The following is a 24409-nucleotide window of genomic DNA, read 5'->3' as shown; positions in this document are numbered from 1 at the left end:
GCTCCTGGACTTATCGAAGCCCGGGAGCGGCCGGAGCGGTCTACAGGGCTACGCCCAGCAGGGCGTCGACACCGCGCGAGACGAGGCCGGGCGCGCCCTCGTCCATGCCGCCTTCGGACTGCTGGAGCGCGGCCCAGCGGTCGACTGCGGCGAGCGCGGCGGGGGCGTCGAGGTCGTTCGCGAGGGCGTCGCGGATCTCCTCGACGAGCGCGTCGGCGGACGGCCCGTCGGGCCGGGAGACGGCCGCACGCCAGCGGCCGAGCCGCTCCACGGCGTCCCGCAGCACGTCGTCGGTCCACTCCCAGTCTGCCCGGTAGTGGTGCGAGAGGAGCGCGAGGCGTATCGCGGCGGGGTCCACGCCGTCGCGGCGCAGCTTGGAGACGAAGACCAGGTTGCCCTTGGACTTCGACATCTTCTCGCCGTTCAGGGCGACCATGCCCGCGTGGACGTACGACTTGGCGAAGGGGTACTCGCCGGTGAGCGCCTGGGCGTGCGACGCGCCCATCTCGTGGTGCGGGAAGGCGAGATCGGATCCGCCGCCCTGCACGTCGAAGCCCATGCCGAGGTGGTCGAGGGCGATGGCCACGCACTCGATGTGCCAGCCGGGCCGTCCGCGGCCGAGGCTGCCGCCGTCCCAACTCGGCTCGCCCTCGCGGGCGGCCATCCAGAGCATCGGGTCGAGCGGGTTCTTCTTGCCGGGGCGCTCGGGGTCGCCGCCGCGCTCGGCGGACAGCGCCTTCATGACGTCGGCGTCGTAGTGGGACACCCCACCGAAGTGCGGGTCGGACTCGACCGAGAAGTACACGTCGCCTTCGAGCTCGTACGCGGCGCCGGCGTCCCGAAGTCGCTCGACGAGCGGCACGATGCCGGGTATGGCCTCGACGGCGCCGATGTAGTGCTGGGGCGGAAGCATCCGCAGGGCGGTCATGTCCTCGCGGAAGAGCGCGGTCTCGCGCTCGGCGAGCTCGGTCCAGTCGTGCCCGTCACGGATGGCGCGCTCAAGGAGCGGGTCGTCGACGTCCGTCACGTTCTGGACGTACTGAACCTGCCGCTTGTTGTCGAGCCACACGCGCTGAACGAGGTCGAACGCGTTGTAGGTCGCCGCGTGACCCATGTGGGTCGCGTCGTACGGAGTGATGCCGCAGACGTAGATACGGGCGACGGGACCGGGGTCGAGGGTCACAGGACCACCGGTCGCGGTGTCGTGGATCCGGAGGTCGCGGCCCTTGCCAGGCAGGGCGGGGACCTCAGAAGCGGGCCAGGCATGCATGACACGAGCCTAACCGGACGCCGCTTCCACATACGACCCGGAGTCGGTTCGGATTACCCGGCGGCGCGGGGTGCCGTCCGGCGGCGCGGGTCGCGGGGTTACCCGGTGCCGTGGGCGCGCCGTTCGGGGTCCGCTCCGGGGTGCAGCCGGGACTGCATGATTTACGGCGCGTCTCTGGTCTGCCGCGGGGCGCGGGCGTACGTGCGCCACAAATCACGCTCTACGTCCCGACTCCACCCGCTCCACGGCCCCCTTGCAGGGAGACGCCTTGGTCCCCCCTCGCCGCGAGGCGGGAGGGGTAGGGCTCGCGCCGCGAAGTCGCGCGCCGCGAGGCGAGCCTCGTCGCCCCGCACGCAGGCGCCGGGAGGCGTTCAGCTCGCGCCGCGAAGCGGGCGCTTCGGGGCTGTGGGGGCGTCAGCCCCCACGTTCCCCCCTAATCCCCGGTCGGGGGGCTGGGGGCTTGCCCCCAGTTTCGGGATGGGGGTACCTCCCACGGCCGCCAGGCCGTAGGGGGAGGGCGGGGTGGGGGAACAAACCCCGCCTCACACCGGCGGCCACGGAATCGCCGGCCACTCCCCCGACGGCACCGGATGCCTCCCCGCCCCCCTCAACGCCTCCACCCGCCCCCTCAGCGCCTCGACCTCCGCCGCCGTCAGCAGTTGCGCCAGACGGGTGGCCAGCAGCCCGTCCGCCGACAGGGAGTCCGCCAGGGCCGCCAGTGACGACAGAGCGTCCGCCGGGAGCGGATCCCCCGCCCACCCCCACAGCAGCGTCCGCAGCTTGTCGTCCACGTTGAACGTGACCCCGTGGTCGATCGCGTACAGATGACCGTCAGCCGTCGGCAGCAGATGCCCGCCCTTGCGGTCGCCGTTGTTGATCACCGCGTCCAGCACGGCCAGCCGCCGAAGCCTCACGTCGTCCGCGTGGACCAGCAGCGCCGTACGGCCCTCGCCCACCTCCGCGAAGCCGACCGCCTTCCAGCCCTCGCCCGGCTCCTCCTCCTCGACCAGGGCGAGGAGGGACTGTTCGGGGTCGGCCTCGATCCAGAGCTGGACCATGCCCTCGCCGTACGGCCCGTCCCGCAGGACCGTCGGCGGGACCAGGCCCCACCCCGTCGCCTCGGAGACCTCGTACGCCGCGACCTCGCGCTGCGCGAGTGTCCCGTCCGGGAAGTCCCAGAGCGGCCGCTCCCCGGCGACCGGTTTGTACACGCAGTGGGCCTCTTCGCCCTCGTACGAGACGGAGCAGTAAAGCACCGCGTTGGACGCCTCGCGGACCCGTCCGCGCACCTTGAGCTCCCCCTTGGTGAGGAGATCGATTGCCGTCAGACTCCGCGGCGGTATCCGTTCTGGCGCGGGCATACGTGTCCTTCCGGATCGAGCGGCAGGCTGCACAGCGGGCACGGCGGCCGACCGGCGTTGACCACGTCCAGCGCGCGTTTGGCAAACGCCCTGGCCTGCGCACCGCTCAGCCGGACGCGCAGCATCGGCGGGCCGTTCTCCTCGTCCTGGAGGAGCCGCTCCTCGGCCTCGGCGAGATCCTCCTCGGAGTCCGCGTCCAGTTCGACGAGCGCCTGCGCCTCGACGATCATGCGCTGTTCCTCGCCGTCCCAGGCCAGCGCCATCGTGCCTACCCGGAACTCCTCCTCGACCGGAGCGTCCAGCGGCGCCGTGTCCGAGACGTCGGCGGGCGCCACGGCCGGCACCGGCGCATTGCCCCCCGTGCGGCGTACCACCTCGTCCAGCAACTCGTCGATCCGCTCGGCGAGCGCGGCCACCTGGGTCTTCTCCAGGGCCACGCTGGTGACGCGCCCTGCGGCCGAAGCCTGCAGGAAGAACGTACGGCGTCCAGGCAGCCCGACCGTACCGGCCACGAACCGGTCCGGCGGGTCGTAGAGGAACACCTGACGGGACACGTTCTGTCTCCCTCGGGACGATTGCGGAAAGTTGCGGAAGGTTATCGAGCGGGCATACGGGTTTTCGGCCCGTCCACCCTACTGCGCGGAGCGATCACGGGGCGCCCGCGCCGCCTCCGACGACTCCGGCCCCGCCACCGCCGTTCCCACGCGGCACCAGCGAGCCGAAGTCCCCGGTGTCACCGAGGCGCAGGAGAAACGGGCGGGTGCGTGTGTACCGGATCGCGGAGACGGAACACGGCTCCACATGAATCCGCTGGAACAGGTCGAGGTGCATGCCCAGCGCGTCCGCCACCAGGGACTTGATGAGGTCGCCGTGCGAGCACATCACATACACCGCGTCCTCGCCGTGCGCGGCCTCCACGCGCGCGTTCCAGTCGCGTACGGCATCGACGGCCCGCGCCTGCATCGCCCGCATCGACTCGCCGCCGGGAAACTGCGCCGCCGAGGGATGCTGCTGGACGACCTCCATCAGCGGCTCGTCGGCGAGCTCGGCGAGCTTGCGGCCGGACCAGTCGCCGTAGTGGCACTCGCCGATCCGCTCGTCGGTCTGCAGCTCCAGTCCGGGCCGGGCGTCGAGGAGGGGCTGCAGCGTCTGCACACAGCGCTCCAGCGGGCTGCTGACGGCCGCGGCGAGCGGCACATCGGCGAGGCGTCCGGGCAGCCCGGCGGCCTGCGCGGCGCCGCGCTGGTCGAGAAAGACACCGGGGGTCCAGCCGGCGAGCACCCCCGCGGTGTTGGCGGTGGAGCGTCCGTGGCGTACGAGGATCAGCGTGGCCATGCCCGTCAGCCTAGGCCGACCTGAGCCCAGGGGTGCGCCCGGGCCGTGAGCGGGGAAGAATGCCTTCGTGATCGTGGACTGCGCCATCTATCGCAAGGGGCGCCGAACGCCGGGCCCTGCCGACTTCTCCGATGCCCTGGCCGAGGCGCGGGCCACGGGCGACGCCTTCCTCTGGATCGGTCTGTACGAGCCGACGGAGAAGGAGTTCGACCACGTCTCGGCGGAGTTCGGGCTGCATCCGCTGGCGGTGGAGGACGCACTCGACGCCCACCAGCGGCCCAAGCTCGAGGTGTACGACGATTCACTGTTCGTGGTCCTCAAGCCGGTCGTGTACGCGCCGGAGAGCGGCGCCGTCACGACGGACGAGCTGATGGTCTTCATCGGTGACTCGTTCGTGGTGACCGTGCGGCACGGCGAGAGCTCGCCGTTGCATGCCGTACGGCTGCGCCTGGAGGCCGAGCCGGAGGTTCTCAAGCACGGCCCGACGGCGGTGCTGTACGCGATCAGCGACGCGATCGTCGACCACTACATCGATGTCGTCGGCGAGCTCCAGGTGGACCTGGAGGAACTGGAGACCGAGGTCTTCGCACCGGTCGGCGGCGGTGCGCGCAACAGCGCGGTGCGGATCTACACCTTCAAGCGGCAGGTGCTGGAGTTCCGCCGAGCCGCCGGGCCGCTGGCGGCTCCGATGGCTCGTCTCGCGAGCGCGGGCGTGCCGTTCGTCCACCAGCACTCCCAGCCGTTCTTCCGGGACGTCAACGACCATCTGACGCGGGCGAACGAGCAGGTGGAGGGGCTGGACCGGCTTCTGTCGGACGTCCTGTCCGCCCATCTCGCGCAGATGGGCGTGCGGCAGAACGACGATATGCGCAAGATCTCGGCGTGGGCGGCCATGGTCGCGGTCCCCACGATGGTCGCGGGGATCTACGGCATGAACTTCGACCACATGCCCGAGCTGCGGTGGGTGTGGGCGTATCCGGTGGTCGTCGTGCTGATGGCCGGTGCGGTGTACGGCCTGTTCCGGCAGTTCAAGCGCCGGGGCTGGCTGTAGGTCCTGTCCGGTCGCGCAGGCCGTCAGAAGGCGGGGGCGGCCGTCGGCGGGCCGTCGAGCGCGCCCCGGCGGACCGGCATCCGCAGGCTGACCATCCGGTGCCAGCCGCCGAAGCGTTCGTAGCCGTACATCGCGTGGATGCCCGCGCTCAGCGCAAGGGACTTGGCTCTGGGCCAGTGCAGCAGGCGTCCCATGTGATCCATCACCGCGAGGCTGACATCGCGGTAGACCTGGATCTCGGCGAGGGCGCTCTCGCGCAGGACCCGCTGGATGGTGCGGCCGTGACCCGCGGCGGCCAGACGCAGCAACTCCTCGTGGCAGTACGCCAGATGGTTGTCCTCGTCGTTGCAGATCATGGTTATGGCCTTGCCCAGCTCGGGGTGGTCGCCGAAGTACTTCACCAGCATGTCCATCTGGTCCGCGGCCCGCTGTTCGGTGACCCGGCTGTGCGAGAGGTAGACGACGATGTCCTGCTCGGTCAGTGGCTGGTCGCGGCGCAGCTTCTCGTGGGTGAGTCCGATGCCCCGCTGCTCGAGCAGCATCGTGTAGTCGGTCTCGGGCGGGACGGGCACAGGCTGAAGAGTCCGCTTCTTGAGCAGGGCGTTGAAGAGTCTGCCGTGCTTGTCCTCGTCGGCGCCGTGCCGGGCGATCTTGGGTGCGAGGGCACGCATGCTCTCGGGGACGAGGGCGGCGATACGGCCGTTCTCCCAGCCGCCCTGCGTCTCGCCGCTGGCGGCGATCGAGCAGAAGAGCTGGAATGCGTCGTCGCTGTCGACGATTTCTTGGAAAAGACTTCGGGCCGAAAGCATCACTGCACCTCCGAGAAGATGTCCGCAAATAAAGAGTCAAATGCGGTACAGGAGGCGAGGCAACAGGTAAGTCGTACAACTCCGCCGAACGGACGACAGCGGTACGCGACACGAAGGGGGCTTCGGGGAGTAACCCTGAAGGCCTGTCGGGCGTTGTGCTGCATGACGGCCGTGGCGGGGAAGACCCCCGAGCCCCCACCACGGCCGCAGGCTTGTTTTCGGCTCTCCCCGGGGCCCGGGCGGCCCAATGGTCACCCGGGCACCACGGCCGCGGACTTGTTTTCGGCTTTCCCCGGGCCCGGGCGGCCCATACGGTCACCCAGGCACCACGGCCGCGGACTTGTTTTCGGCTTTCCCCGGGCCCGGGCGGCCCGCATGGTCACCCGGGCGGCGACGCTCGCATTGCCCGGCTTGTCGGCTCCAGGGGGCCGACCGGGTTACGCCAGGCCCGCGCGCTCCAGCGCTTCCGTACCCGCCCGCAGGGCGGTCAGGCGCTCGTCGAGTGTGAAGCCGGCCGGCGCGAGCGTCAGCGTCGTGACTCCGGCCGCCGCGTATGCCTGCATCCGCTCGGCGATCCGCTCCACCGGACCCAGCAGCGTCGTCTGGTCGATCAGCTGGTGCGGGACCGCCGTGGCCGCGCCCGCCTTGTCGCCGGACAGGTACTTGTCCTGGATCTCGGCCGCTTCCTTCTCGTAACCCATGCGCTGCGCAAGCTGGTTGTAGAAATTCTGCTTGCGGCTGCCCATGCCGCCCACGTACAGCGCGGTGTACGGACGGAACATGTCGGCCAGACCGCCCACGTCGTCGCCGACCGCGAGCGGCAGCGTCGGGCAGACGTCGAAGCCCTCCATCGTCAGCCCGGCCTTCTCGCGGCCCGCCCGAAGGTACTTGATCGCGGTGTCCTCGAGATGGTCCGCGGAAGGGAAGATCAGCAGCGCGCCGTCCGCGATCTCGCCGGTCTGCTCCAGGTTCTTGGGACCGATCGCGGCGATGTAGAGCGGGATGTGCTCACGCTCCGGGTGCACGGTGAGCTTGATCGGCTTGCCCGGTCCGCCCGGCAGCGGAAGCGTCCAGTGCTCACCCTCGTACGACAGGCGCTCGCGGGACATCGCCCTGCGGACGATCTCGACGTACTCACGGGTGCGGGAGAGGGGCTTGTCGAACTTGATGCCGTACCAGCCCTCGGAGACCTGCGGACCCGAGACGCCGAGGCCCAGGCGGAAGCGGCCGCCGGAGAGGGAGTCGAGGGTGGCGGCGGTCATCGCGGTCATGGCGGGCTGGCGGGCCGGGATCTGCAGGATGGCCGAGCCGACGTCGATGCGCTCGGTCTGCGCGGCGACCCAGGCGAGCACGGTGGGGGCGTCGGAGCCGTAGGCCTCGGCGGCCCAGCAGACGTCGTAGCCGAGCTGGTCGGCCTCCTTGGCGACGGCGAGATTGTCGCTGTCCATCCCCGCGCCCCAGTAGCCGAGGTTGATGCCGAGCCGCATAACCGCTCCCTCTTACTGATCAGTAACGTCCCTGTTCCGGGGACTCTAGCGCGGGTTCGGGCGATCCGGCAGAGGGACGTTGTCCACAGGCTCTCTCAGGGTGGGCCGATGGCCAGTAATCTCGCGCCCATGGAGCAGAGGCATCTCGGCCGTACCGGCCTGCGCGTGTCCCGGATCGGGCTCGGCACCCTGACTTGGGGGCGTGACACCGACGAGCATGACGCTGCCGACCAGTTGAAGGCGTTCTGGGAGGCGGGCGGCACGCTGGTCGACACGGCAGATGTGTACGGCGGCGGGGATGCCGAGTATCTGCTGGGGCAGCTCGTCGAACGGCTCGTGCCGAGGCGCGATCTGGTCATCGCGACCAAGGCGGGCAGCGTGCCGGATCCGGACCGTCGCTTCGACGGCTCGCGCGGGCATCTCCTCGCCGCTCTGGACGCCTCGCTGGAGCGCCTCGGTACGGACTATGTGGATCTGTGGCAGGTCCACGCCTTCGATCCGGAAACCCCGCTGGAGGAGACGCTCCAGGCGCTGGACATCGCGGTGAGCAGCGGGCGTGCGCGCTATGCGGGCGTGTCCAACTTCTGTGGCTGGCAGCTGGCGAAGGCGGCGACGTGGCAGCTTGCGTCGCCTGGGGTGCGCACGCGACTTGCGAGTACGCAGATGGAGTACTCCCTGCTGCAACGGGGCGTCGAGCGGGAGGTGCTGCCCGCGGCGCTGGACCTGGGGGTCGGCCTGCTGCCGTCGTCGCCGCTCGGCCGCGGGGTACTGACGGGGAAGTACCGGCATGCGACTCCGGCGGACTCGCGGGGCGCTTCGGAGCAGTTGGCGCCGTTCGTGGAGCCCTATCTCGACGAGGCTGCGAGCAGCATCGTGGACGCGGTGGCGACGGCGGCGGACGGGCTTGCGGCGACGACACTCCAGGTGGCGCTGGCATGGGTGCGGGACCGGCCGGGAGTGGTGGCCCCGATCGTCGGCGCGCGCAATGCACAGCAGCTCACGGCCGCGTTGTCAGTGGAGGCGCTTAGTCTTCCTGACGAGATCTGCCAGGCGCTCGACGATGTGTCCGCGCCCGTGCACCGATATCCCGACCAGGACTGGAGCACGCTGTGACCGAGCCGGACGCGCCCGAGGCCGCGGACGCCACTGAGGCTGCTGACGCCACGGAGGCCGCTGACGCCATCGAGGCTCCGGACGCCGCCGCCGACGAGACCGCTGAGGCCGCCTCGCCCGAGGAAGGCGCGGCGGACACCGCCGCCCCTGGCGCCGGGAAGGCCGCCGAGCTGTCCGAGGCCGAGGCCGAGCTCGCCGCGCAGCGGGAGTTGAGGGCCAGGATCGAGCAGCGCAAGGCCGAGAAGGCGGCTCCCATCGAGGCCGGCACCAAGCTGAGCGGGACGGCCGCCGATCTGCTCGCTGCGGTACGGGCCGTGGAGAGCGGCGAGAAGTCCGGCACCGCTTTCTTCGACTCCCCGGCACCAGCGCCGAGGCGACCCGCCCCTGCGGCGGCCGAGCCGGTGCGGCCACGGGTTCCCGAGCCGGCCGGGGCGCCCCGGCCGACCGCGCCGGAGACCGTCGACGGCGTGCGGTCCGTGCTCGTCGAGGGCGGTGCGCCCGAGGCACTGGCCGCGCAGGTCGCGCAGGCGCTCGGGGAGCAGGCCGCGGAGATCCTGCGCGAGGATCCGTGGCGGCTGCTGTCGGTGCCCGGGGTGCGGCCGGAGCAGGTCGACGGTTTCGCCCGGGCGCTGCTCGGCGCCGAATGCGGACCGGGGGACGAGCGCCGCACGACGGCCCTGGTCGGCTGGCAGTTGGAGCGGGCGGCGCTGCAGGGTCACACCGCGCTGGAGTCGTCGGCCGTGCGCGCTGCGCTGGCCGAGCGCTCGGTGCCGGATCCGGACGAGGCCTTGCAGCAGGCCATCGCGGAAGGCGCTGTGCTGGTCTTCCAGGACGGCGTCGAGGAGATCGAGCAGACCGGGGAGGAGTCGGAGTCCGAACAGCCCGCCGTCCCGGTGCTGTTGGGCCTCGACCGTTACGCGCTCGCCGAGGAGAGCCTCGCGGACGGCCTGGCGCGGCTGGCGAAGACCGGCGCCGACGCCCGATGGGAGGCGGCGGAGCCGACCGACTTGATCCGCGCGGTCGCGGCGAGCGGTCTGGTCGTACACACCGGAGGTGAGGCGGCGCGCGCCGAGCCGGTCGCGCTGGCCGAGGCAGCCGCGGAGCTGGGGCTGCGCGCGGTGATCGCGGTCCACAGCGAGAACGGCAGCAGGCGGCTGGGCAGCGAGCGCGACGCGGTCACCTTCGCCGGGCTGATCTCGGGTTCTCAGGGACCGGGCAGGGACACGGACGGGGCCTTCGCACTCGACCTGCTGGTGGTGCTGGACGCGCCGCAGCTCGATGTGGAGAGCGCCGCGATGCTGGTGGAGTCGATGCCGGACGGGAGCCGTCTGGTGCTGAGCGGCGATCCCGGTGTGCTGTGGTCGGCGGGCGCGGGCCGGGTGTTCGCCGATGTACTGGCGGCCGGGGTGTGTCCGCAGATCGCCTCGCGCACGCCGGATCCGGGCCCGATCGGGGAGCTGGTCTCGGGCATCGGGATCGGCGAGCTGAACCAGGTGGAGGCGCCCGGCAAGGAGGTCGTCATCGTCCCGGTGCGCGACGCGGGCGAGGCGGTCCACCGTACGGTCCAGCTCGTCGCCGACTCGGTGCCGCGGGCCATCGGGGTGCCGACCGAGCAGACCCAGGTCATCACCGTCGGGCACGGCGGCTCCGCGGGCACCCGCGCGCTCAACGCGGCCCTCAAGGAGCGGCTGAACCCCGGTCCGGGCCGGTTCGGCGGCTTCGACCCGGGCGACCGAGTGGCCTACGCCCCGGCGCTCGGCCGGACGCTTGCCGGCACCGTCGACTCGGCGGACGCGGACGGCCTGCACCTGGACTGCGAGGGCACGCCCGTCGTCGTACCGAAGGAGCGGGTCGAGTCGGGCGTGCGCCACGGCTGGGCGCTCACCGCGCACCAGGCAGCCGGGATGCGCTGGCCCGCGGCGGTGGTGGTGCTGCCGGGCGATGCGGCGCAGGGGCTGAGCCGGCCGTGGGTCTACACCGCGTTCAGCCGTGGCGAGCGTCATCTGTCGGTGGTGCACGGCGTGGACCAGGCGCTGCCTCGTGCGGTGGCAGAGATCCCGTCCCAGGGCCGTACGACCCGGCTGCGGCCGCTGCTCGAAGGTCTGCTCGCCCCGGAACCGAATCCGTAGGCACATCCGGCACCGAAGCCACAGGCAGAAAGGCGCGAGACCCCCGTCGCCGGGATGCGACGGGGGCCGCGTTGAAGATCAAACCGGCCGGCTCCGGTCAGGACTCCGACTCGTCGAGATCGTCCATCCCCTCGCCCAGCTCGTCCTCGTCGAAGACCGAGCTGACGTCGAAGCGGCACACGACCCGCTGCGGGTCCGCCTGGTCGAAGGGCGTGCTCAGCCACTCCCCCGGCTCCGGAAGATCGTCCGCGGCCGACACCCACAGCGTGGAGTCGCCCTCCTCCAGGCCGAATTCCTTGTGCCGGGAAGCGATTTCATCCGGTTCGTACTCCCCGAAGAGCACACCGAGCGCCGCGTGCACGCTCGTGCCGACCACCGGCGCATCCTCCGAGCGGTCCTCCTCGGGGTCCAGATCGGCGATGCGCTGTGCCTGTGCGAGCAGCCGCTGCGGCTCGACCACCGCGTAGTCCCGGCGGATCAGCACGCTGAGCGCGTTCGGCTCCTCGGGGCCCGCGTACGGCGGAAGCGAGTCGTCCGCGCCCGGGATCTCGAAGGGCGTCACCTCGTCATAGCGGTCGTAGAGGCGTTCGTCGTACGCCTCCGCCGCCGCGGCAAGGATGTTGAACGCGTCGTAAACGGCCGGGTCGTCCTCACCCGAGCGGTTCTCGACCGCCGCGAGGTGACGGTCCAGTGCGGCTTTGACCGCCTCGGCGGCGGCACGTACCTCGGCAGCGGTGGGCTGCGCAGCATCAGACATAGTGCAGACGCTATCCGTACTGGGGCTCTGCCCGCACAATAGATGCGATGCCGGAATACGAATTTGTCGACGTGTACGTGCCGCGCGGGGTCTCCCGCAAGGAAGCGACCCGTCTGCTGACCGACCACGCCGAGTACGGGCACTGGGAGTTGGACCGACTGAGTCTGCACCGGGACGGCAGCCGCAGGGTGCGGCTGCGCCGGCGCATCATCCGTCAGGTGCGCGCCACCTGGTGAGCGAGTGAGTGCAGCGGAGCGGGCCTCGCGATCGCGGGACCCGCTCCGTTTCATGCACCTTCGTACAGCTTCGTACCGCTGAACCTCACGGTGATTGCGTGGTTACGCGGAGGCGCGGGCGCGACGGTAGAGCACCGTTCCCGCCAGCAGCAGACCCGCACCCGCCGGGGCCAGCAGGCCGAGCGCACTGGATCCGGTCTGCGCGAGCTGGCCGGGGGTGTCGCCCTGGTCGACGTTCCGCGTGCCGGGGGTGTTCGGCACGGCCGGAGTGACCGGCTGCGGAGTGGTGGGCGTCGCGGGCACAGCCGGGACAGCCGGGGTGGTGGGCTCACCGGGGGTTGCCGGCTCCTCGGGGCTTCCCGGCTCCTGCGGGCTCCCCGGCTCGTTGGGGACGGAGGGCGGCGTGTTGGCCTCGTCGCCGCCGCCGTTGCCGCATTCGTTGCCGAACGCCGGGTTGAGCACCGCGCCTGCGTCGACCGTGTTCCCGCAGACGTTCACGGGGACATCGAGCGGGACCTGGACGGTGTTGCCCGAGGCGACACCGGGCGAGTTGGTGGTCGCCCCCTCGGTGTGGGCTCCGCCGGTCGAGACGTCGCCGGACCCGTCGCCACTGTCGCTCGCGCAGCCGTTGCCGAACGTGGGGTTCAGCAGCGCGATGACATTGACCGTGTTCCCGCACACATTGACGGGCACGTGAACCGGGACCTGGACCGCATTCCCGGACGCCACGCCCGGAGAATTCGATGCGCTCCCGTATGCGCCGGCATCCGCCTGCGCATAACCGCCGCCGAGGGCGAGTACTCCGCCCGCAGCCGCGACGGTGATCAGACCCTTGCGAGAGAGTTGTCGCATGAGGTTGTTCCCTGCTTTCCGCTTCAGGAAGTCCCGGACGTCGTGCCCGGGGCTGGAATGCCCGACGGCCCCGGAGTGCATGGCACGCACTCCGGGACCGCCCGAGTTCAAACCCAGGCCCTGGTGGGCCGAGTCACAACGTCAGTCGTTGACGCAGGTGTTGCCGAAGGTGGGGTTCAGCAGCCCGATCACGGAGACCGCGTTGCCGCACAGGTTCACCGGCACGTGGACGGGTGCCTGCACGACGTTTCCGGAGAGCACGCCGGGGGAGTTCACGGCGGCACCCTGGGCACCCGCGTCGGCCATGGCCACACCCGCACCAGCGAGCACCAGACCGCCAGTGGCAGCCGCAGCAGCGACGACCTTCTTGATCATTATTCCTCCTTGTTGGCAATGCGATCCCAGCCGCGGACCGCATCACCTGTAACGAGGAGGAGAGGGGTGGGCTACGAGCCCCTGACTCCTTTCACTCTTTTCAGTCAAGTGCGCACACATTGACGATTATTGGAGTTTCTTTTCAGCGGATTTCACCCGCAGCGACTCAGCACCCGTCCAGGAATCGGTCAAGCACCCGCACACCGAACTTCAGACCGTCGACCGGCACCCGCTCGTCGACCCCGTGGAACATTCCCGCGAAGTCCAGCTCCGGAGGCAGCTTGAGGGGCGCGAAGCCGAAGCAGCGGATACCGAGATCGTCGAAGGACTTGGCGTCGGTGCCGCCGGAGAGCATGTACGGAACGGCGCGGGCGATGGGGTCCTCGGCCTTGAGCGCGATCTGCATCGCGTCCACGAGGTCCCCGTCGAAGCTGGTCTCCAGCGCCTTGTCGCCGTGCACGTCCTCCCGCTTGACGCGCGGGCCGAGCAGCCGGTCGAGGTCGGCCAGGAACTCCTCCTCGTAGCCCGGCAGGAAGCGCCCGTCGACGTGTGCGGTCGCCTGCCCGGGGATGACATTCACCTTGTAGCCCGCGCCCAGCATGGTGGGCGCCGCGGAGTTGCGCAGCGTCGCGCCGATCATCTTCGCGATGCCGCCGAGCTTGGCGAGCGTCGCGTCCATGTCCTCCGGGTCGAGCGGCGTGCCGAGCGCGTCGGAGAGCTCGTCCAGGAAGGACCGTACGGTCTTGGTCATCCTGACCGGCCACTTGTGGCGCCCGAGCCGGCCGACGGCCTCGCAGAGCTCGGTGATGGCGTTGTCGTTGTTGGTCATCGAGCCGTGCCCCGCGGTGCCCTCGACGGTGAGGCGCATCCAGTGCATGCCCTTCTGGGCCGTCTCGACGAGGTAGAGCCGCAGATTCTCGTTCACGGTGAAGGAGAAGCCACCGACCTCGCCGATGGCCTCGGTGACTCCCTCGAAGAGGTCCGGGTGCTTGTCGACGAGATACCGCGCGCCGTATGTGCCGCCCGCCTCCTCGTCCGCGAGGAAGGCCAGCACCACGTCGCGCGGGGGCTTGCGGCCGCTGCGCAGCCTGTCCCGTACGACCGCGAGGGTCATCGCGTCCATGTCCTTCATGTCGACCGCCCCGCGGCCCCAGACGCAGTCGTCGGCGATCTCGCCGGAGAAGGGGTCGTGGGTCCAGTCGTGGGCGTTCGCCGGTACGACGTCGAGGTGACCGTGGATGAGCAGCGCGGGCCGCGACGGGTCTTCGCCCTCGATCCGGGCGACCGTGGAGGCGCGCCCCTTGTGGGACTCGATGATCCTGGGTTCGAGTCCGACCTCGGCGAGCTTCTCCGCGACGTACTCGGCCGCGCCCCGCTCCCCCGGCCCCGAGTGGTCGCCGTAGTTGCTGGTGTCGATGCGGATCAGCTCACGACAGAGGTCCACGACCTCGTCCTCGCCCGAGACGGTACGGGCCGTGTTCGACTCGCTCACGCTGATTCCTCCCACTGTCGCTGCTGGTGGTTCCTCCTCATCCTCCCGCGCGCGGGCCCGGACCCCAAGGCGGCGGTCCGCCGTCATGCGCTCTTCACAAGGACCGGCGCGTGATCGGGCACGTCCGAATGTTTGCTATGGTTTTCCACGTCGGAACGGCCAAGAGCCGCGAGACAGACACCTTGTCCGGGTGGCGGAATGGCAGACGCGCTAGCTTGAGGTGCTAGTGCCCTTTATCGGGCGTGGGGGTTCAAGTCCCCCCTCGGACACCACCAAGATCCCCACGGAATCCCGTGGGGATCTTCGCGTTCTGCCTGTTCGCGAGACGGTGCGCCTACGGGGTGCGCATACAGTCGTCTTGGTGAGACGCAGACACAAGGCCCCGCGCGCGCCGCTCCCCCAGCGCGACGGCATCGATCCGGTACGGCTGCGGCTGCCCGCCGATCCCGACGGCGCGTGGAAGACGGTGCAGGACCATCTCCTCGCCCGGTACGCCGATGCCATCGGGGCGGACAGGGTCGACGCCCTGTTCCGGGAGGGGCGCATCGTCTCCACGGACGGTCCGGTCGCCGCCGACGAGCCGTACACCGCCGGGCGCTATCTCTGGTTCCACCGCGAGTTCACGCCCGAGGAGCGCGTGCCCTTCGAGGTCGGGATCGTCCACCGCGACGAGCGTCTGGTGATCGCCGACAAGCCGCACTTCCTGGCCACCACCCCGCGCGGCCGGCACATCACCGAGACGGCGCTCGCGCGGCTGCGACGCGATCTCTCTCTGCCCGAACTGCAGCCCGCGCACCGGCTCGACCGGCTGACCGCGGGGCTCGCGCTCTTCGTCGTACGGCCCGGGGACCGCGGCGCGTACCAGACGCTGTTCCGGGACCGGAGGGTGCGCAAGGAGTACGAGGCGATCGCGCCGTACGACCCGGCGCTCGCCCTGCCCGTGACCGTACGCAGCAGGATCGTGAAGGAGCGCGGGGTCATGGCGGCACGCGAGGAGCCCGGCGAGCCGAACAGCGAGAGCCGGATCGAGCTGCTGGATCACCGGGGCGGGCTCGGCCGGTACCGGCTGCTGCCGGCCACCGGCCGCACCCATCAGCTGCGGGTCCACATGAACAGCCTCGGGCTCCCGCTCCTGAACGACCCGGTCTATCCGGTCGTCCAGGAGCCGGGGCCCGACGACTACTCCCGGCCGTTGCAACTCCTCTCGAAGGCGCTGGAGTTCACCGATCCGGTGACGGGAGAGCCGTACCGCTTCGAGAGCCGCCTGCGGCTGACGCAGTGGCCCGTCCCCGCAGCAGAGCCGCCAAGCGCCGGGCGTTAGGCGTCCTGGCGCTCCGCGGCGATCGCGCGCACCCGGCCGCGGACGACGAACCAGCCGCCTACCAGCGCCGCCGCGATCAGCGGCAGCAGCATGACGGTCGTACGGCCGACGCCGCCGCCCCACCACATCAGGAAGGCCACGCCGGCCAGGAAGAACAGCGTGACGATCTGGGTGTAGGGGGCCCAGGGCAGCCGGTAGGAGGGGCGGGTGACCCGGCCGTCCTGGGCGCGGTTCCAGAACAGCAGCGAGCAGAGCATGATCATGCCCCAGGTGCCGAGGATGCCGATCGAGGCGAGGTTCAGAACGATCTCGAAGGCCTCGTCGGGCACCTTGTAGTTGAGCGCGACGCCCAGCACACCGAAGCCCGCGGTCAGCAGGATGCCGCCGTAGGGCACCTGGCCCTTGTTCATCCGGCCGGTGAACCTGGGCGCGGAGCCCGACAGCGCCATGGAGCGCAGGATGCGGCCGGTGGAGTACAGCCCGGAGTTCAGGCTGGACAGGGCGGCGGTCAGCACCACGAGGTTCATCACGTGGGCTGTGCCGGGGACACCGAGCTTTTCCGTGACGGTGACGAACGGGCTCTGGTCACCGGAGTACGCCGTGTACGGGAGGAGCAGCGCGAGCAGCACCACCGAGCCGACGTAGAACAGCCCCACGCGCCACATGATCGAGTTGATCGCCTTGGGCATGATCTTCTCGGGGCTCTCGGTCTCGCCGGCCGCGACGCCACACAGCTCGACGGATGCGTACGCGAAGACAACGCCCTGGATGACCAGCAGCATCGGCAGCATGCCCGTCGGGAAGATGCCGCCGTTGTCGGTGACGGTGGAGAAGCCGGGGGTGTGGCCGTCGACCGGGTGCTGGGTGACCACCAGGAAGATGCCGACCAGCATGAAGGCGACGAGCGCGGCGACCTTGATGATCGCGAACCAGAACTCCATCTCGCCGAAGTACTTCACCGAGATGAGGTTGGCGGTCAGGACGACGGCGAGCGCGATCAGCGCGAGAACCCACTGCGGGATGTCGCTGAACATGGCCCAGAAGTGGGCGTAGGTGGCGGCCGCGGTGATGTCGGCGACCGCGGTGGTCGACCAGTTGAGGAAGTAGAGCCAGCCTGCCGCGAAGGCGCCTTTCTCGCCCATGAACTCACGGGCGTAGGAGACGAAGGCACCGGAGGACGGGCGGTAGAGGACCAGCTCGCCGAGCGCGCGGACGACGAAGAAGGCGAAGACGCCGCAGACCGCGTAGGCGATGGCGAGGGAGGGGCCCGCACTGGCCATCCGGCCGCCGGCTCCGAGGAACAGGCCGGTGCCTATCGCTCCGCCGATCGCGATCATGTTGATGTGGCGGGACTTGAGGTCCTTGCTGTAGCCGGCGTCTCCTGCGTCGACGTGGGGGGTGCTCTTCGCCGGTGCCCCGGCGGCGAGCGTTTCGGCCGCAGTGGTGCGGTCACTCATGGAGGGGTTCGCCTTCGTGAGGGGATATGGGCGGTCCCGGCCGTGGCCGGTGGGGGGCGTCACCGTGCCATGACCCGACGGCACATATTCAAGGCAACCCTGGGATTTTGGCAGTGGCCAAGGTCACGCAGATATAGATCTGAGGTGTTTCAGAGGTTACGGCGCAGTAAAGCAAGGTCATCGAGGGACGCGCGCCAAGCAGGCGTCACACCTGCGGGTGGCTTCTACTCGTCCTCGCGCCACAGCGGGTGCTCCCGCTTCGCCCACGGGCGCTCGACCGACCCCGTACGCATACCCCTGCGTGCCTCCGGGTCGGCGAGCGCCATTCCGATGTGTCCGGCCAGCACGATGCCGACGGCCAGCGACAGCCAGTCGTGCACGAACGTCGCACTCGTACGCCACACCAGCGGCGTCAGATGCGTGAACCACATCAGCAGCCCGGTCGCCAGCATCACGAGCACCGCGCCCGCGATCCACGCCGCGTACACCTTCTGCCCGGCGTTGAACTTGCCCGCCGGACGCGACGAGGGCCTGCGATCACGCCGCCGGGCAGCGCGCAGCCAGGTCCGATCGTGCGGCCCGAAGCGGTTCAGCCTGCGCAGATCGGCTCTGAAGGCGGGCGAGGCAAGGCCCAGCAGGAAGGGCACGGGCAGCAGGATCCCGGACCACTCATGGACGGTGACCACCAGGTAGCGGCGCCCCACGAGCTCGGCGATCTGCGGTACGTACAGGGCCGCCGCGGTCGCCACGCACAGCAGCATCAGCCCGGCGGTCGTACGGTGCACCCAGCGCTCGGCCCGGCTGAACCGCTTGACGCGGGCGGGCCGTTCAGACGGTGGGGGTGTCACTGCGGCCATTGGACCGGCCGACCCAGGCGTCGACGTCATAACCCCGCTCCTCCCAGTAGCCGGGCCGGACGCGGGAGGTGACGGTGATCCCGGAGAGCCATTTCGCGGACTTGTAGAAGTACATCGGCGCCACATACAGCCGGACCGGGCCACCGTGCGAGTGGCTGACCGGCTTGTCCTGCATCTTCAGGCAGACCAGAACATCGTCGCGGCGGGCCTGCGGGAGGGTGAGGCTCTCGCTGTACGTGCCGTCGAAGCAGGTGAAACGGATGGCCTTGGCCTCGGGGCGTACACCCGCGGCGTCGAGCAGGAGGGACAGCTTCACACCCGAGAAGGGGGTGTCGGGGACCCGCCAGCCGGTGACGCACTGGACGTCGCGCACGGCCCGGGTCTGCGGCAGCTTGCGCAGTTCGTCGAGCGTGTACATCGCGGGGCGGTCGACGAGGCCGTCGACGGTGAGGCGGTAGTTCTGCTCGCTCTTGTGCGGCACGGAGGAGGCGACCGAGTAATAGCGGAAGCCGCCGCCGTTGGGAAGCAGTCCGGTCAGGCCGGTCGGGTCGTTGTCCGAGGCCGCGCCCAGAAAGGACTCGAGCCCTCGCTGGAGATACGGCGCGGCCGCGAGTGCGGCCCCGCCGAGCCCGATCATGCCGAGCACCAGGCGGCGGCCGACGGGGGCGCCCTCGGCGTCGGGGTGGTGTGTGGTCACGGTTCGATTCGAACACTCGGGGCCGGGAGATGCCAGGGGATCGGGCCGCACGTCAGACTTCCGTCACACTCGGCGTGCCCGGCGCGACCGGCTGGTGCCCTGCGGGGCTGTTCCCCACCCCGCCCCTTCCCGCTGTGACACTTTGCGGCTCCGCCGCGTGGCGGGGGCGCTGCCCCCGGACCCCCGCGCCTCAAACTCCCCCAGACTTCGTCCCTGGGGGACCCCCACGAGGCTGAAATGTGCGGCTGGCCGCACATCCAGCCCGTCCGGCGTTCCCGCCGCAGGCGCACCGCCTCCTACCCCACCGCCCGCGCCGCCGCCCGGCCCGCCGCGCGGCCCGAGAAGATGCAGCCGCCGAGGAACGTGCCCTCCAGCGAGCGGTAGCCGTGCACCCCACCCCCGCCGAATCCCGCCGCCTCCCCCGCCGCGTACAGACCCGCCAGCGGCTCGCCGTCATCGCTGAGCACCCGCGAGGACAGGTCCGTCTCCAGGCCGCCGAGCGACTTGCGGGTGAGGATGTTCAGCCGGACGGCGATCAGCGGACCGGCCTTCGGGTCGAGGATGCGGTGCGGCGCCGCCGTGCGGATGAGCTTGTCGCCCAGGTATTTGCGGGCTCCGCGGATCGCCGTGACCTGGAGGTCCTTGGTAAAGGGGTTCGTGATCTCCCGGTCCCGCGCGGTGATCTCCAGCCGCAGCCTCGCCTCGTCGATGAGCGGCTCCTTGGTGAGCGCGTTCATGCCGCGTACGAGCGCGGAGAGATCCTTCTCGACGACGAAGTCGACGCCGTTGTCCATGAACGCCTTCACCGGCCCCGGCACATCCGCCGTCGCGCGCCGGATCACGTCGCGGATCGACTTCCCGGTCAGATCCGGGTTCTGCTCGGAGCCCGAGAGCGCGAACTCCTTGCCGATGATCTTCTCGTCGAGCACGAACCAGGTGTGGTCGTAACCGGACTTCATGATGTGTTCGAGCGTGCCGAGCGTGTCGAAGCCGGGGAAGAGCGGGACGGGCAGCCGCTTGCCGCGCGCGTCGAGCCAGAGCGAGGAGGGCCCGGGCAGGATGCGGATTCCGTGCTTGGCCCAGATCGGGTTCCAGTTCTCGATGCCCTCGGTGTAGTGCCACATCCGGTCGCTGTTGATGTGGCTCGCGCCCGCGCGTTCCGCGATGCCGATCATCAGCCCGTCGACATGGGCGGGGACGCCGGAGAGCATCTTCTCGGGCGGGGTGCCGAGCCGCTCGGGCCACTGTGCGCGTACGAGGTCGTGGTTGCCGCCGATGCCGCCGGAGGTGACGATCACGGCCTGTGCGCGGAACTCGAAGGCCCCGGCGACCTCGCGGCTGCTCGCGGTGCCGCGCTCGGCGCCGGAGGGCTCGAGGACTTCGCCGCCGACCGTGTCGAGCGTGCCGCCGCTGCTGCTCAACCCGGTGACCCGGTGGCGGAACTTCAGCTGGACCAGTCCACGGGCGACGCCCGCTCTGACGCGCCGCTCGAAGGGGGCGACGACTCCGGGGCCCGTGCCCCAGGTGATGTGGAAGCGGGGTACGGAGTTGCCGTGCCCGGTGGCGTCGTAGCCGCCGCGTTCGGCCCAGCCCACGACCGGGAAGAACCGCATCCCCTGGGCGTGCAGCCAGGCGCGCTTCTCGCCGGACGCGAAGTCGACGTAGGCCTGTGCCCATTGGCGCGGCCAGCGGTCCTCCTCGCGGTCGAAGCCCGCCGTGCCGAGCCAGTCCTGGAGGGCCAGCTCCCGGCTGTCCCTGATCCGCATCCGGCGCTGTTCGGGCGAGTCGACGAAGAAGAGTCCGCCGAAAGACCAGTGTGCCTGTCCGCCGATCGACTGTTCGGGCTCCTGGTCGAGCAGGATGACCTTTCGTCCGGCGTCGACGAGCTCCGCGGTGGCCACCAGGCCTGCGAGTCCTGCCCCGATCACGATCACATCAGCGTCGTACGCCATGGGTTCCATCCTTGTCGGGGGCCGGAGTGCGATGGCTCCGATCTTCGGTACGCGGCAGTAACTCGTCAACAGTTCGGCCGGTGCTTGGATGGGGATATGAATCCCGCTGACGAAATCCTGGACATCGTCGACGAGAACGACGAGGTCATCGGCCAGGCCCCGCGCGGCGAGGCGTACGCGCGCGGCATGCGCCACCGCGCCGTCTTCGTTCTGGCGAGGGACGCGCAGGACCGGATCTTCGTTCACCGCCGGACGGCGACCAAGCTGGTCTTCCCCTCCCTGTACGACATGTTCGTGGGCGGTGTCGTCGGCGCGGGTGAGAGCTATGACGCGGCGGCGCTGCGCGAGGCCGAGGAGGAGCTGGGGGTCTGCGGACTCCCCGCGCCCGTGCCGCTGTTCAAGTTCCTCTACGAGCGCGGCGATCAGACCTGGTGGTCGGCCGTGTACGAGGTCCGCTGCGAGCTGCCGGTGAACCCGCAGGCCGAGGAGGTCGCCTGGCACGGCTTCCTGCCCGAGCGGGAGTTGGAGCGGCGGCTCGGGGAGTGGGAGTGGGTGCCGGACGGTCTCGCGGCGTACGAACGGCTGCGGGAGTCGGGCACGTAGGGTGCGACGCGTGAGCGATTTCGGACGGAGTCTGCGGCTGTGGTTCGCGCCCCAGCGGGTGAGCGAGGAGGGCGAGACTCCCGACTACCGGTTCTCGCTCGCCAATGAGCGGACCTTTCTCGCCTGGCTGCGGACGGCGCTGGCCCTGATCGGCGGCGGGTTCGCGGTCGATCAGTTTCTGCCGGACCTGGCCCGGTGGCTGCGGACCGGGATGGCGCTCGGGCTGCTGGGAGCCGGGGTGTTGTGTGCGCTGCGGGCCGTGAATCACTGGGTGCGCTGTGAGCGGGCGATGCGGCGGGGCGAGGATCTGCCCGTTTCGCGGTTCCCGACGGTGCTGAGCCTGGCGGTCGCCGCCGTCGCGGTGGCGATGGTGGTGGTCGTGCTCTTCGGCTGGGAGGGCGGGCGTTGACGGCCGCGCCCGAACGGGATCCGGGGCTGCAGCCGGAGCGGACGAGGCTGGCGTGGCGCAGGACCACGCTGGCATTCACCGTGGCGGCCGTGCTCGCGGCCCGGCAGGTGGCGGGCGGCGATCTGAGTACGGCCGGGCTCGTGGCGGTGGCGCTCAGTGCGCTGGTGTGGCTGGCCTTTCTGCGGGTGGCCCACTGGCGGGTGCGCGCCCTGGGCGCAGGGCCGAGGCCGCAGGTGCTGTCGGACCGGGCGGCGCTGGCCGCGGTGGCGTGCACCATCGCTCTGGCCGGGTTCGCGGTGGCGATGGTGGTCTGAGGTCAGTCCTAGGTTTCCCAGTCGACGGTGACGACGATCTTTCCGCGGGTGCGGCCCTCGGCGTTCACGGCCTGCGCCTCGGCCGTCTGCTCCAGGGGGAAGGTCCGGTCCACATGGACGGAGATCACGCCCTGCTCGGCGAGCTCCCCCAGCGCCGCCAGCTCCGCCGCGTCGGGCCGCACCCAGCAGTAGTTGCCGCCGAGGCTCAGGACTTCGCGGTCCGCGATCGAGGCGAGCCGGCCCTCGGGCGCGAGTGCCTCGGCCGCGGACTTGAGCGCGTCCCCGCCGATCGTGTCGAACGCCGCGTCGACACCGTCGGGAGCCAGCGCGCGGACCCGCTCGGCGAGCCCGTCCCCGTACGTCACCGCCTCCGCGCCGAGCTCGCGCACATGGTCGTGGTTGCGTTCGCTCGCCGTGCCGATCACGCGTGCCCCCGCGTGCCTGGCGAGCTGCACGGCGAGTGACCCGACCCCGCCGGCGGCGGCGTGCACCAGGACCGTGTCCCCGCTGTTCACCTTGAGCGCGCCGCGCAGCACCTGGTACGCGGTGAGCCCGGCCAGCGGCAGCCCCGCGGCCTGCTCGAAGCTCAGGTTCAGGGGTTTGCGGGCCAGCGTGCGGACGGGGGCCGCGACGTATTCGGCGAAGGTGCCGCGGCTGACGAAGTCCTCGCGTACGTATCCCATCACCTCGTCGCCGACCGCGAACTCCGTGACGGCGATACCCGGTTGGACCACCACGCCCGAGACGTCCCAGCCGGGGATCACCGGGAACACCGGTTCGAAGAGGGTGTCGATGTAGCCCTCGCGAGCCTTCCAGTCGACCGGGTTGACGGCCGCCGCGCGCACCTTGACCAGCACGGAGTCCGGTCCGACCTTGGGCTCGGGACGCTCCCCGTACTCAAGGACCTCGGGCCCGCCGTACCGGTTGTAGCTGATCGCCTTCATGATCCGACCCTCGGCCGGGTGCGGCACCCGCGCAAGCGGGCTGGGGCACAGGGGGTGCGGGCCCCGGTTTTCCCGGGTGCGGCACGTTGCCGGGACCCGGACGAGCCGGGCTTTCAGAGCTAGCCTGAACCATGACAGAACGCCGCATATCCGATCAAAGGTGAGCTTGATGACCGTCCTCCACCATGAGCACCCCGCGCACGAGCACGTCCACGGTCCGGCCTGCGGACACGCCGAGGTCCCGCACGGCGACCACGTCGACTACGCCCACGACGGACACCTCCACCGCTCCCACTCCGGCCACTGGGACGAGTGCGAGCCCGGCGAGCATGTCTCGCACAGTGGCCACGCGCACGAGCACGGTCCCGGCTGCGGGCACCCGGCCGTGGAGCACGGTGACCATGTCGACTACGTCCATGACGGACACCGACACGCCGAGCACGAAGGGCACTGGGACGACCACTGAACGCACCCCCCGGCTTCCCCCGCGCCGGGGCCGACTGGCAGGCTCCTGCTGACCGGTTGAGCCTCGATTCGGGGGAGTTCAGTTGTCCGTCAGCGATCCGTACACCGTCCAGCTCGCACCAGAAGTGCACGCCTACATCCAGCCGGACGGCGGCTGGTGCCTGAACAACGCGGGGTTCGTCAGCGACGGGGAGTCCACTCTCCTCGTCGACACCGCCGCCACCGAGCGGCGCGCACGCGCGCTGCGTGAGGCGCTCGTCGCGACCGGGGTCCCGCTTCCGCGGACCCTCGTCAACACGCACCACCACGGCGACCACACCTACGGCAACGGGGTCTTCCTGCCCGAGGCCGTGGTGATCGGCCACGACTCCTGCCGCAGCGAGCAGCTGGCGGCCGGGCATCAGCTCCATCTCATGTGGCCGGGCACCGACTTCGGCGACATTTCGATCATCGCCCCGACCGTGACGTACAACGACCGGCTCACGGTCCATGTCGGGGACATCGAGGTTCGGCTCATCCACCCCGGCGGCGTCGCGCACACCCCCGGGGACACGATCGTGCATCTGCCGCGGCAGCGGGTGGTCTTCACCGGGGACCTGATCTTCGAGGGCGGCACACCCTTCATCCCGATGGGCTCGCTGAGCGGGTCACTGCGGGCGCTGGACGTGCTGCGATCGCTGGACGCGACGACCGTGGTGCCGGGGCACGGCCCGATCACCGACCCTTCGGCATACGACGCCACAGAGCGCTATCTGCGCTACGTCGCCGAGCTGGCCGGGCAGGGGCGCGCCAAGGGGCTCACGCCACTGGAGACCGCCCAGCAGGCCGATCTCGGGGTCTTCGCCGAGCTGAGGGAAGCCGAACGGCTGGTGGCGAACCTGCACCGGGCGTACGCGGAGCTGGACGGCCTGCCGGAGGGCTCTCCGCTGGATCCCGTCGCCGTCTTCGGTGACATGGCGGCGATGAACGGCGGCGTTCCGGTGGCCTGCCACGCCTGAACCGCCCGGCGGACACGCGACCGCCGTTCTCATATATGGCCGGCATGGATGGATGTGGGTCTGGAGCATGTGATCCAGACCCCGGTTCAGCGCGCGCACTGGACGACATACCGACTGGTCGGTCA

The 24409-nt window shown here is 70.6% G+C and carries 25 protein-coding genes and 1 tRNA gene; 11 read left to right on the top strand and 15 right to left on the bottom strand.

The features are described from left to right. Positions 1–40: 40 nt before the first annotated feature. The 4 genes from mshC to OHA61_RS31995 form a co-directional block, all read right to left on the bottom strand. Positions 41–1270: a cysteine--1-D-myo-inosityl 2-amino-2-deoxy-alpha-D-glucopyranoside ligase gene (gene mshC, locus OHA61_RS32010; RefSeq protein ID WP_389370925.1), complete on the bottom strand. Its 1230-nt coding sequence runs from the start codon at positions 1268–1270 to the stop codon at positions 41–43. A 542-nt stretch (positions 1271–1812) separates the two neighbouring features. Next, positions 1813–2631, bottom strand: a complete 819-nt coding sequence (locus tag OHA61_RS32005; protein ID WP_406305960.1) for an SCO1664 family protein — start codon at positions 2629–2631, stop codon at positions 1813–1815. Then, positions 2595–3185 (bottom strand): DUF3090 domain-containing protein, encoded by a 591-nt coding sequence (locus tag OHA61_RS32000; RefSeq protein ID WP_266478233.1) that lies wholly within the window; start codon positions 3183–3185, stop codon positions 2595–2597. Before OHA61_RS32000 ends, OHA61_RS32005 begins: the two co-directional genes overlap by 37 nt. Before the next feature lie 94 nt (positions 3186–3279). Continuing rightward, on the bottom strand, positions 3280–3966 hold the full coding sequence (locus OHA61_RS31995; protein WP_406305959.1) for a histidine phosphatase family protein: 687 nt from the start codon (positions 3964–3966) through the stop codon (positions 3280–3282). A 67-nt stretch (positions 3967–4033) separates the two neighbouring features. Between OHA61_RS31995 and corA the strand changes: the two genes are divergently transcribed. Further along, a complete protein-coding gene (corA, locus tag OHA61_RS31990) occupies positions 4034–5017 on the top strand; it encodes a magnesium/cobalt transporter CorA (protein WP_361917209.1) in 984 nt (327 codons plus the stop codon). A gap of 23 nt (positions 5018–5040) precedes the next feature. On the opposite strand, the gene OHA61_RS31985 is transcribed toward corA, so the two are convergent. Continuing rightward, positions 5041–5826 (bottom strand): ferritin-like domain-containing protein, encoded by a 786-nt coding sequence (locus OHA61_RS31985; RefSeq protein WP_406305958.1) that lies wholly within the window; start codon positions 5824–5826, stop codon positions 5041–5043. Positions 5827–6263: 437 nt separating this feature from the next. Next, a complete protein-coding gene (locus tag OHA61_RS31980) occupies positions 6264–7313 on the bottom strand; it encodes an LLM class F420-dependent oxidoreductase (protein WP_361917214.1) in 1050 nt (349 codons plus the stop codon). Between the two features lie 129 nt (positions 7314–7442). On the opposite strand from OHA61_RS31980, the gene OHA61_RS31975 reads away from it, so the two are divergent. Further along, positions 7443–8426 (top strand): aldo/keto reductase, encoded by a 984-nt coding sequence (locus OHA61_RS31975; RefSeq protein ID WP_361917217.1) that lies wholly within the window; start codon positions 7443–7445, stop codon positions 8424–8426. Continuing rightward, the gene (locus tag OHA61_RS31970; protein ID WP_406305957.1) at positions 8423–10555 is read left to right on the top strand and encodes a helix-hairpin-helix domain-containing protein; all 2133 of its coding nucleotides are present in this window, start codon (positions 8423–8425) and stop codon (positions 10553–10555) included. The genes OHA61_RS31975 and OHA61_RS31970 overlap by 4 nt, the downstream gene beginning before the upstream one ends. Before the next feature lie 97 nt (positions 10556–10652). Here the strand turns inward: OHA61_RS31970 and OHA61_RS31965 are convergent, their stop codons facing one another. After that, positions 10653–11312: a hypothetical protein gene (locus tag OHA61_RS31965; protein ID WP_406305956.1), complete on the bottom strand. Its 660-nt coding sequence runs from the start codon at positions 11310–11312 to the stop codon at positions 10653–10655. A gap of 47 nt (positions 11313–11359) precedes the next feature. Here OHA61_RS31965 and OHA61_RS31960 point away from each other — a divergent pair, with 47 nt between their 5' ends. Continuing rightward, a complete protein-coding gene (locus OHA61_RS31960; protein ID WP_005319466.1) occupies positions 11360–11548 on the top strand; it encodes a DUF5703 family protein in 189 nt (62 codons plus the stop codon). 102 nt (positions 11549–11650) lie between these two features. Here the strand turns inward: OHA61_RS31960 and OHA61_RS31955 are convergent, their stop codons facing one another. From OHA61_RS31955 to OHA61_RS31945, 3 genes are all read right to left on the bottom strand, one after another. Next, a complete protein-coding gene (locus OHA61_RS31955) occupies positions 11651–12400 on the bottom strand; it encodes a chaplin family protein (protein WP_406305955.1) in 750 nt (249 codons plus the stop codon). A 141-nt stretch (positions 12401–12541) separates the two neighbouring features. Continuing rightward, the gene (locus OHA61_RS31950) at positions 12542–12775 is read right to left on the bottom strand and encodes a chaplin (RefSeq protein WP_266478203.1); all 234 of its coding nucleotides are present in this window, start codon (positions 12773–12775) and stop codon (positions 12542–12544) included. Positions 12776–12941: 166 nt separating this feature from the next. Then, entirely contained in the window at positions 12942–14267 is a 1326-nt protein-coding gene (locus OHA61_RS31945; protein WP_389370918.1) for a M20/M25/M40 family metallo-hydrolase, read from the bottom strand. 184 nt (positions 14268–14451) lie between these two features. On the opposite strand from OHA61_RS31945, the gene OHA61_RS31940 reads away from it, so the two are divergent. Further along, positions 14452–14539 (top strand) — tRNA-Leu (locus tag OHA61_RS31940). A gap of 89 nt (positions 14540–14628) precedes the next feature. Beyond that, complete coding sequence (locus OHA61_RS31935) at positions 14629–15588, top strand: pseudouridine synthase (protein ID WP_406305954.1); 960 nt, start codon at positions 14629–14631, stop codon at positions 15586–15588. Here OHA61_RS31935 and OHA61_RS31930 read toward each other — a convergent pair. From OHA61_RS31930 to OHA61_RS31915, 4 genes are all read right to left on the bottom strand, one after another. Then, positions 15585–17045 (bottom strand): amino acid permease, encoded by a 1461-nt coding sequence (locus OHA61_RS31930; RefSeq protein WP_406305953.1) that lies wholly within the window; start codon positions 17043–17045, stop codon positions 15585–15587. The genes OHA61_RS31935 and OHA61_RS31930 overlap by 4 nt on opposite strands. A 224-nt stretch (positions 17046–17269) precedes the next feature. Beyond that, positions 17270–17902, bottom strand: a complete 633-nt coding sequence (locus OHA61_RS31925; protein WP_361918825.1) for a cytochrome b/b6 domain-containing protein — start codon at positions 17900–17902, stop codon at positions 17270–17272. Further along, on the bottom strand, positions 17874–18539 hold the full coding sequence (locus tag OHA61_RS31920) for a molybdopterin-dependent oxidoreductase (RefSeq protein ID WP_406307558.1): 666 nt from the start codon (positions 18537–18539) through the stop codon (positions 17874–17876). The genes OHA61_RS31925 and OHA61_RS31920 overlap by 29 nt, the downstream gene beginning before the upstream one ends. A gap of 356 nt (positions 18540–18895) precedes the next feature. Then, the gene (locus OHA61_RS31915; RefSeq protein WP_406305952.1) at positions 18896–20551 is read right to left on the bottom strand and encodes an FAD-binding dehydrogenase; all 1656 of its coding nucleotides are present in this window, start codon (positions 20549–20551) and stop codon (positions 18896–18898) included. 96 nt (positions 20552–20647) lie between these two features. Between OHA61_RS31915 and OHA61_RS31910 the strand changes: the two genes are divergently transcribed. The 3 genes from OHA61_RS31910 to OHA61_RS31900 are packed head-to-tail and all read left to right on the top strand — an operon-like array spanning position 20648 to position 21877. Then, positions 20648–21154: an NUDIX hydrolase gene (locus tag OHA61_RS31910; RefSeq protein WP_406305951.1), complete on the top strand. Its 507-nt coding sequence runs from the start codon at positions 20648–20650 to the stop codon at positions 21152–21154. A 10-nt stretch (positions 21155–21164) separates the two neighbouring features. Beyond that, the gene (locus OHA61_RS31905; protein WP_324987397.1) at positions 21165–21563 is read left to right on the top strand and encodes a DUF202 domain-containing protein; all 399 of its coding nucleotides are present in this window, start codon (positions 21165–21167) and stop codon (positions 21561–21563) included. Beyond that, entirely contained in the window at positions 21560–21877 is a 318-nt protein-coding gene (locus tag OHA61_RS31900) for a DUF202 domain-containing protein (protein ID WP_361915942.1), read from the top strand. The genes OHA61_RS31905 and OHA61_RS31900 overlap by 4 nt, the downstream gene beginning before the upstream one ends. Positions 21878–21885: 8 nt before the next feature. Here the strand turns inward: OHA61_RS31900 and OHA61_RS31895 are convergent, their stop codons facing one another. Continuing rightward, entirely contained in the window at positions 21886–22821 is a 936-nt protein-coding gene (locus tag OHA61_RS31895) for an NADP-dependent oxidoreductase (protein WP_406305950.1), read from the bottom strand. Between the two features lie 169 nt (positions 22822–22990). On the opposite strand from OHA61_RS31895, the gene OHA61_RS31890 reads away from it, so the two are divergent. Together OHA61_RS31890 and OHA61_RS31885 are read left to right on the top strand one after the other, a co-directional pair. Beyond that, positions 22991–23287: a hypothetical protein gene (locus tag OHA61_RS31890; protein ID WP_324987406.1), complete on the top strand. Its 297-nt coding sequence runs from the start codon at positions 22991–22993 to the stop codon at positions 23285–23287. Positions 23288–23369: 82 nt separating this feature from the next. Continuing rightward, positions 23370–24284 carry an MBL fold metallo-hydrolase gene (locus tag OHA61_RS31885; RefSeq protein ID WP_406305949.1) on the top strand — a complete coding sequence of 305 codons (915 nt, stop codon included), beginning with the start codon at positions 23370–23372 and terminating at the stop codon, positions 24282–24284. Positions 24285–24409 lie beyond the last annotated feature (125 nt).

This window comes from Streptomyces sp. NBC_00885, from assembly GCF_045207475.1.
Taxonomy (GTDB): Bacteria; Actinomycetota; Actinomycetes; order Streptomycetales; family Streptomycetaceae; genus Streptomyces.
The sequence above is the reverse complement of the archived record's forward strand: the minus strand, read 5'-3'. Positions and strand labels throughout refer to the sequence as shown.

What these genes read in the sequence shown, in the direction of transcription:
- mshC (WP_389370925.1), bottom strand. Translation starts at nt 1,270, where the DNA reads ATGCATGCCTGGCCCGCTTCTGAGGTCCCCGCCCTGCCTGGCAAGGGC.
- OHA61_RS32005 (WP_406305960.1), bottom strand. Translation starts at nt 2,631, where the DNA reads ATGCCCGCGCCAGAACGGATACCGCCGCGGAGTCTGACGGCAATCGAT.
- OHA61_RS31995 (WP_406305959.1), bottom strand. Translation starts at nt 3,966, where the DNA reads ATGGCCACGCTGATCCTCGTACGCCACGGACGCTCCACCGCCAACACC.
- OHA61_RS31985 (WP_406305958.1), bottom strand. Translation starts at nt 5,826, where the DNA reads ATGCTTTCGGCCCGAAGTCTTTTCCAAGAAATCGTCGACAGCGACGAC.
- OHA61_RS31980 (WP_361917214.1), bottom strand. Translation starts at nt 7,313, where the DNA reads ATGCGGCTCGGCATCAACCTCGGCTACTGGGGCGCGGGGATGGACAGC.
- OHA61_RS31975 (WP_361917217.1), top strand. Translation starts at nt 7,443, where the DNA reads ATGGAGCAGAGGCATCTCGGCCGTACCGGCCTGCGCGTGTCCCGGATC.
- OHA61_RS31965 (WP_406305956.1), bottom strand. Translation starts at nt 11,312, where the DNA reads ATGTCTGATGCTGCGCAGCCCACCGCTGCCGAGGTACGTGCCGCCGCC.
- OHA61_RS31960 (WP_005319466.1), top strand. Translation starts at nt 11,360, where the DNA reads ATGCCGGAATACGAATTTGTCGACGTGTACGTGCCGCGCGGGGTCTCC.
- OHA61_RS31955 (WP_406305955.1), bottom strand. Translation starts at nt 12,400, where the DNA reads ATGCGACAACTCTCTCGCAAGGGTCTGATCACCGTCGCGGCTGCGGGC.
- OHA61_RS31950 (WP_266478203.1), bottom strand. Translation starts at nt 12,775, where the DNA reads ATGATCAAGAAGGTCGTCGCTGCTGCGGCTGCCACTGGCGGTCTGGTG.
- OHA61_RS31930 (WP_406305953.1), bottom strand. Translation starts at nt 17,045, where the DNA reads ATGAGTGACCGCACCACTGCGGCCGAAACGCTCGCCGCCGGGGCACCG.
- OHA61_RS31925 (WP_361918825.1), bottom strand. Translation starts at nt 17,902, where the DNA reads ATGGCCGCAGTGACACCCCCACCGTCTGAACGGCCCGCCCGCGTCAAG.
- OHA61_RS31920 (WP_406307558.1), bottom strand. Translation starts at nt 18,539, where the DNA reads ATGATCGGGCTCGGCGGGGCCGCACTCGCGGCCGCGCCGTATCTCCAG.
- OHA61_RS31915 (WP_406305952.1), bottom strand. Translation starts at nt 20,551, where the DNA reads ATGGCGTACGACGCTGATGTGATCGTGATCGGGGCAGGACTCGCAGGC.
- OHA61_RS31910 (WP_406305951.1), top strand. Translation starts at nt 20,648, where the DNA reads ATGAATCCCGCTGACGAAATCCTGGACATCGTCGACGAGAACGACGAG.
- OHA61_RS31895 (WP_406305950.1), bottom strand. Translation starts at nt 22,821, where the DNA reads ATGAAGGCGATCAGCTACAACCGGTACGGCGGGCCCGAGGTCCTTGAG.
- OHA61_RS31890 (WP_324987406.1), top strand. Translation starts at nt 22,991, where the DNA reads ATGACCGTCCTCCACCATGAGCACCCCGCGCACGAGCACGTCCACGGT.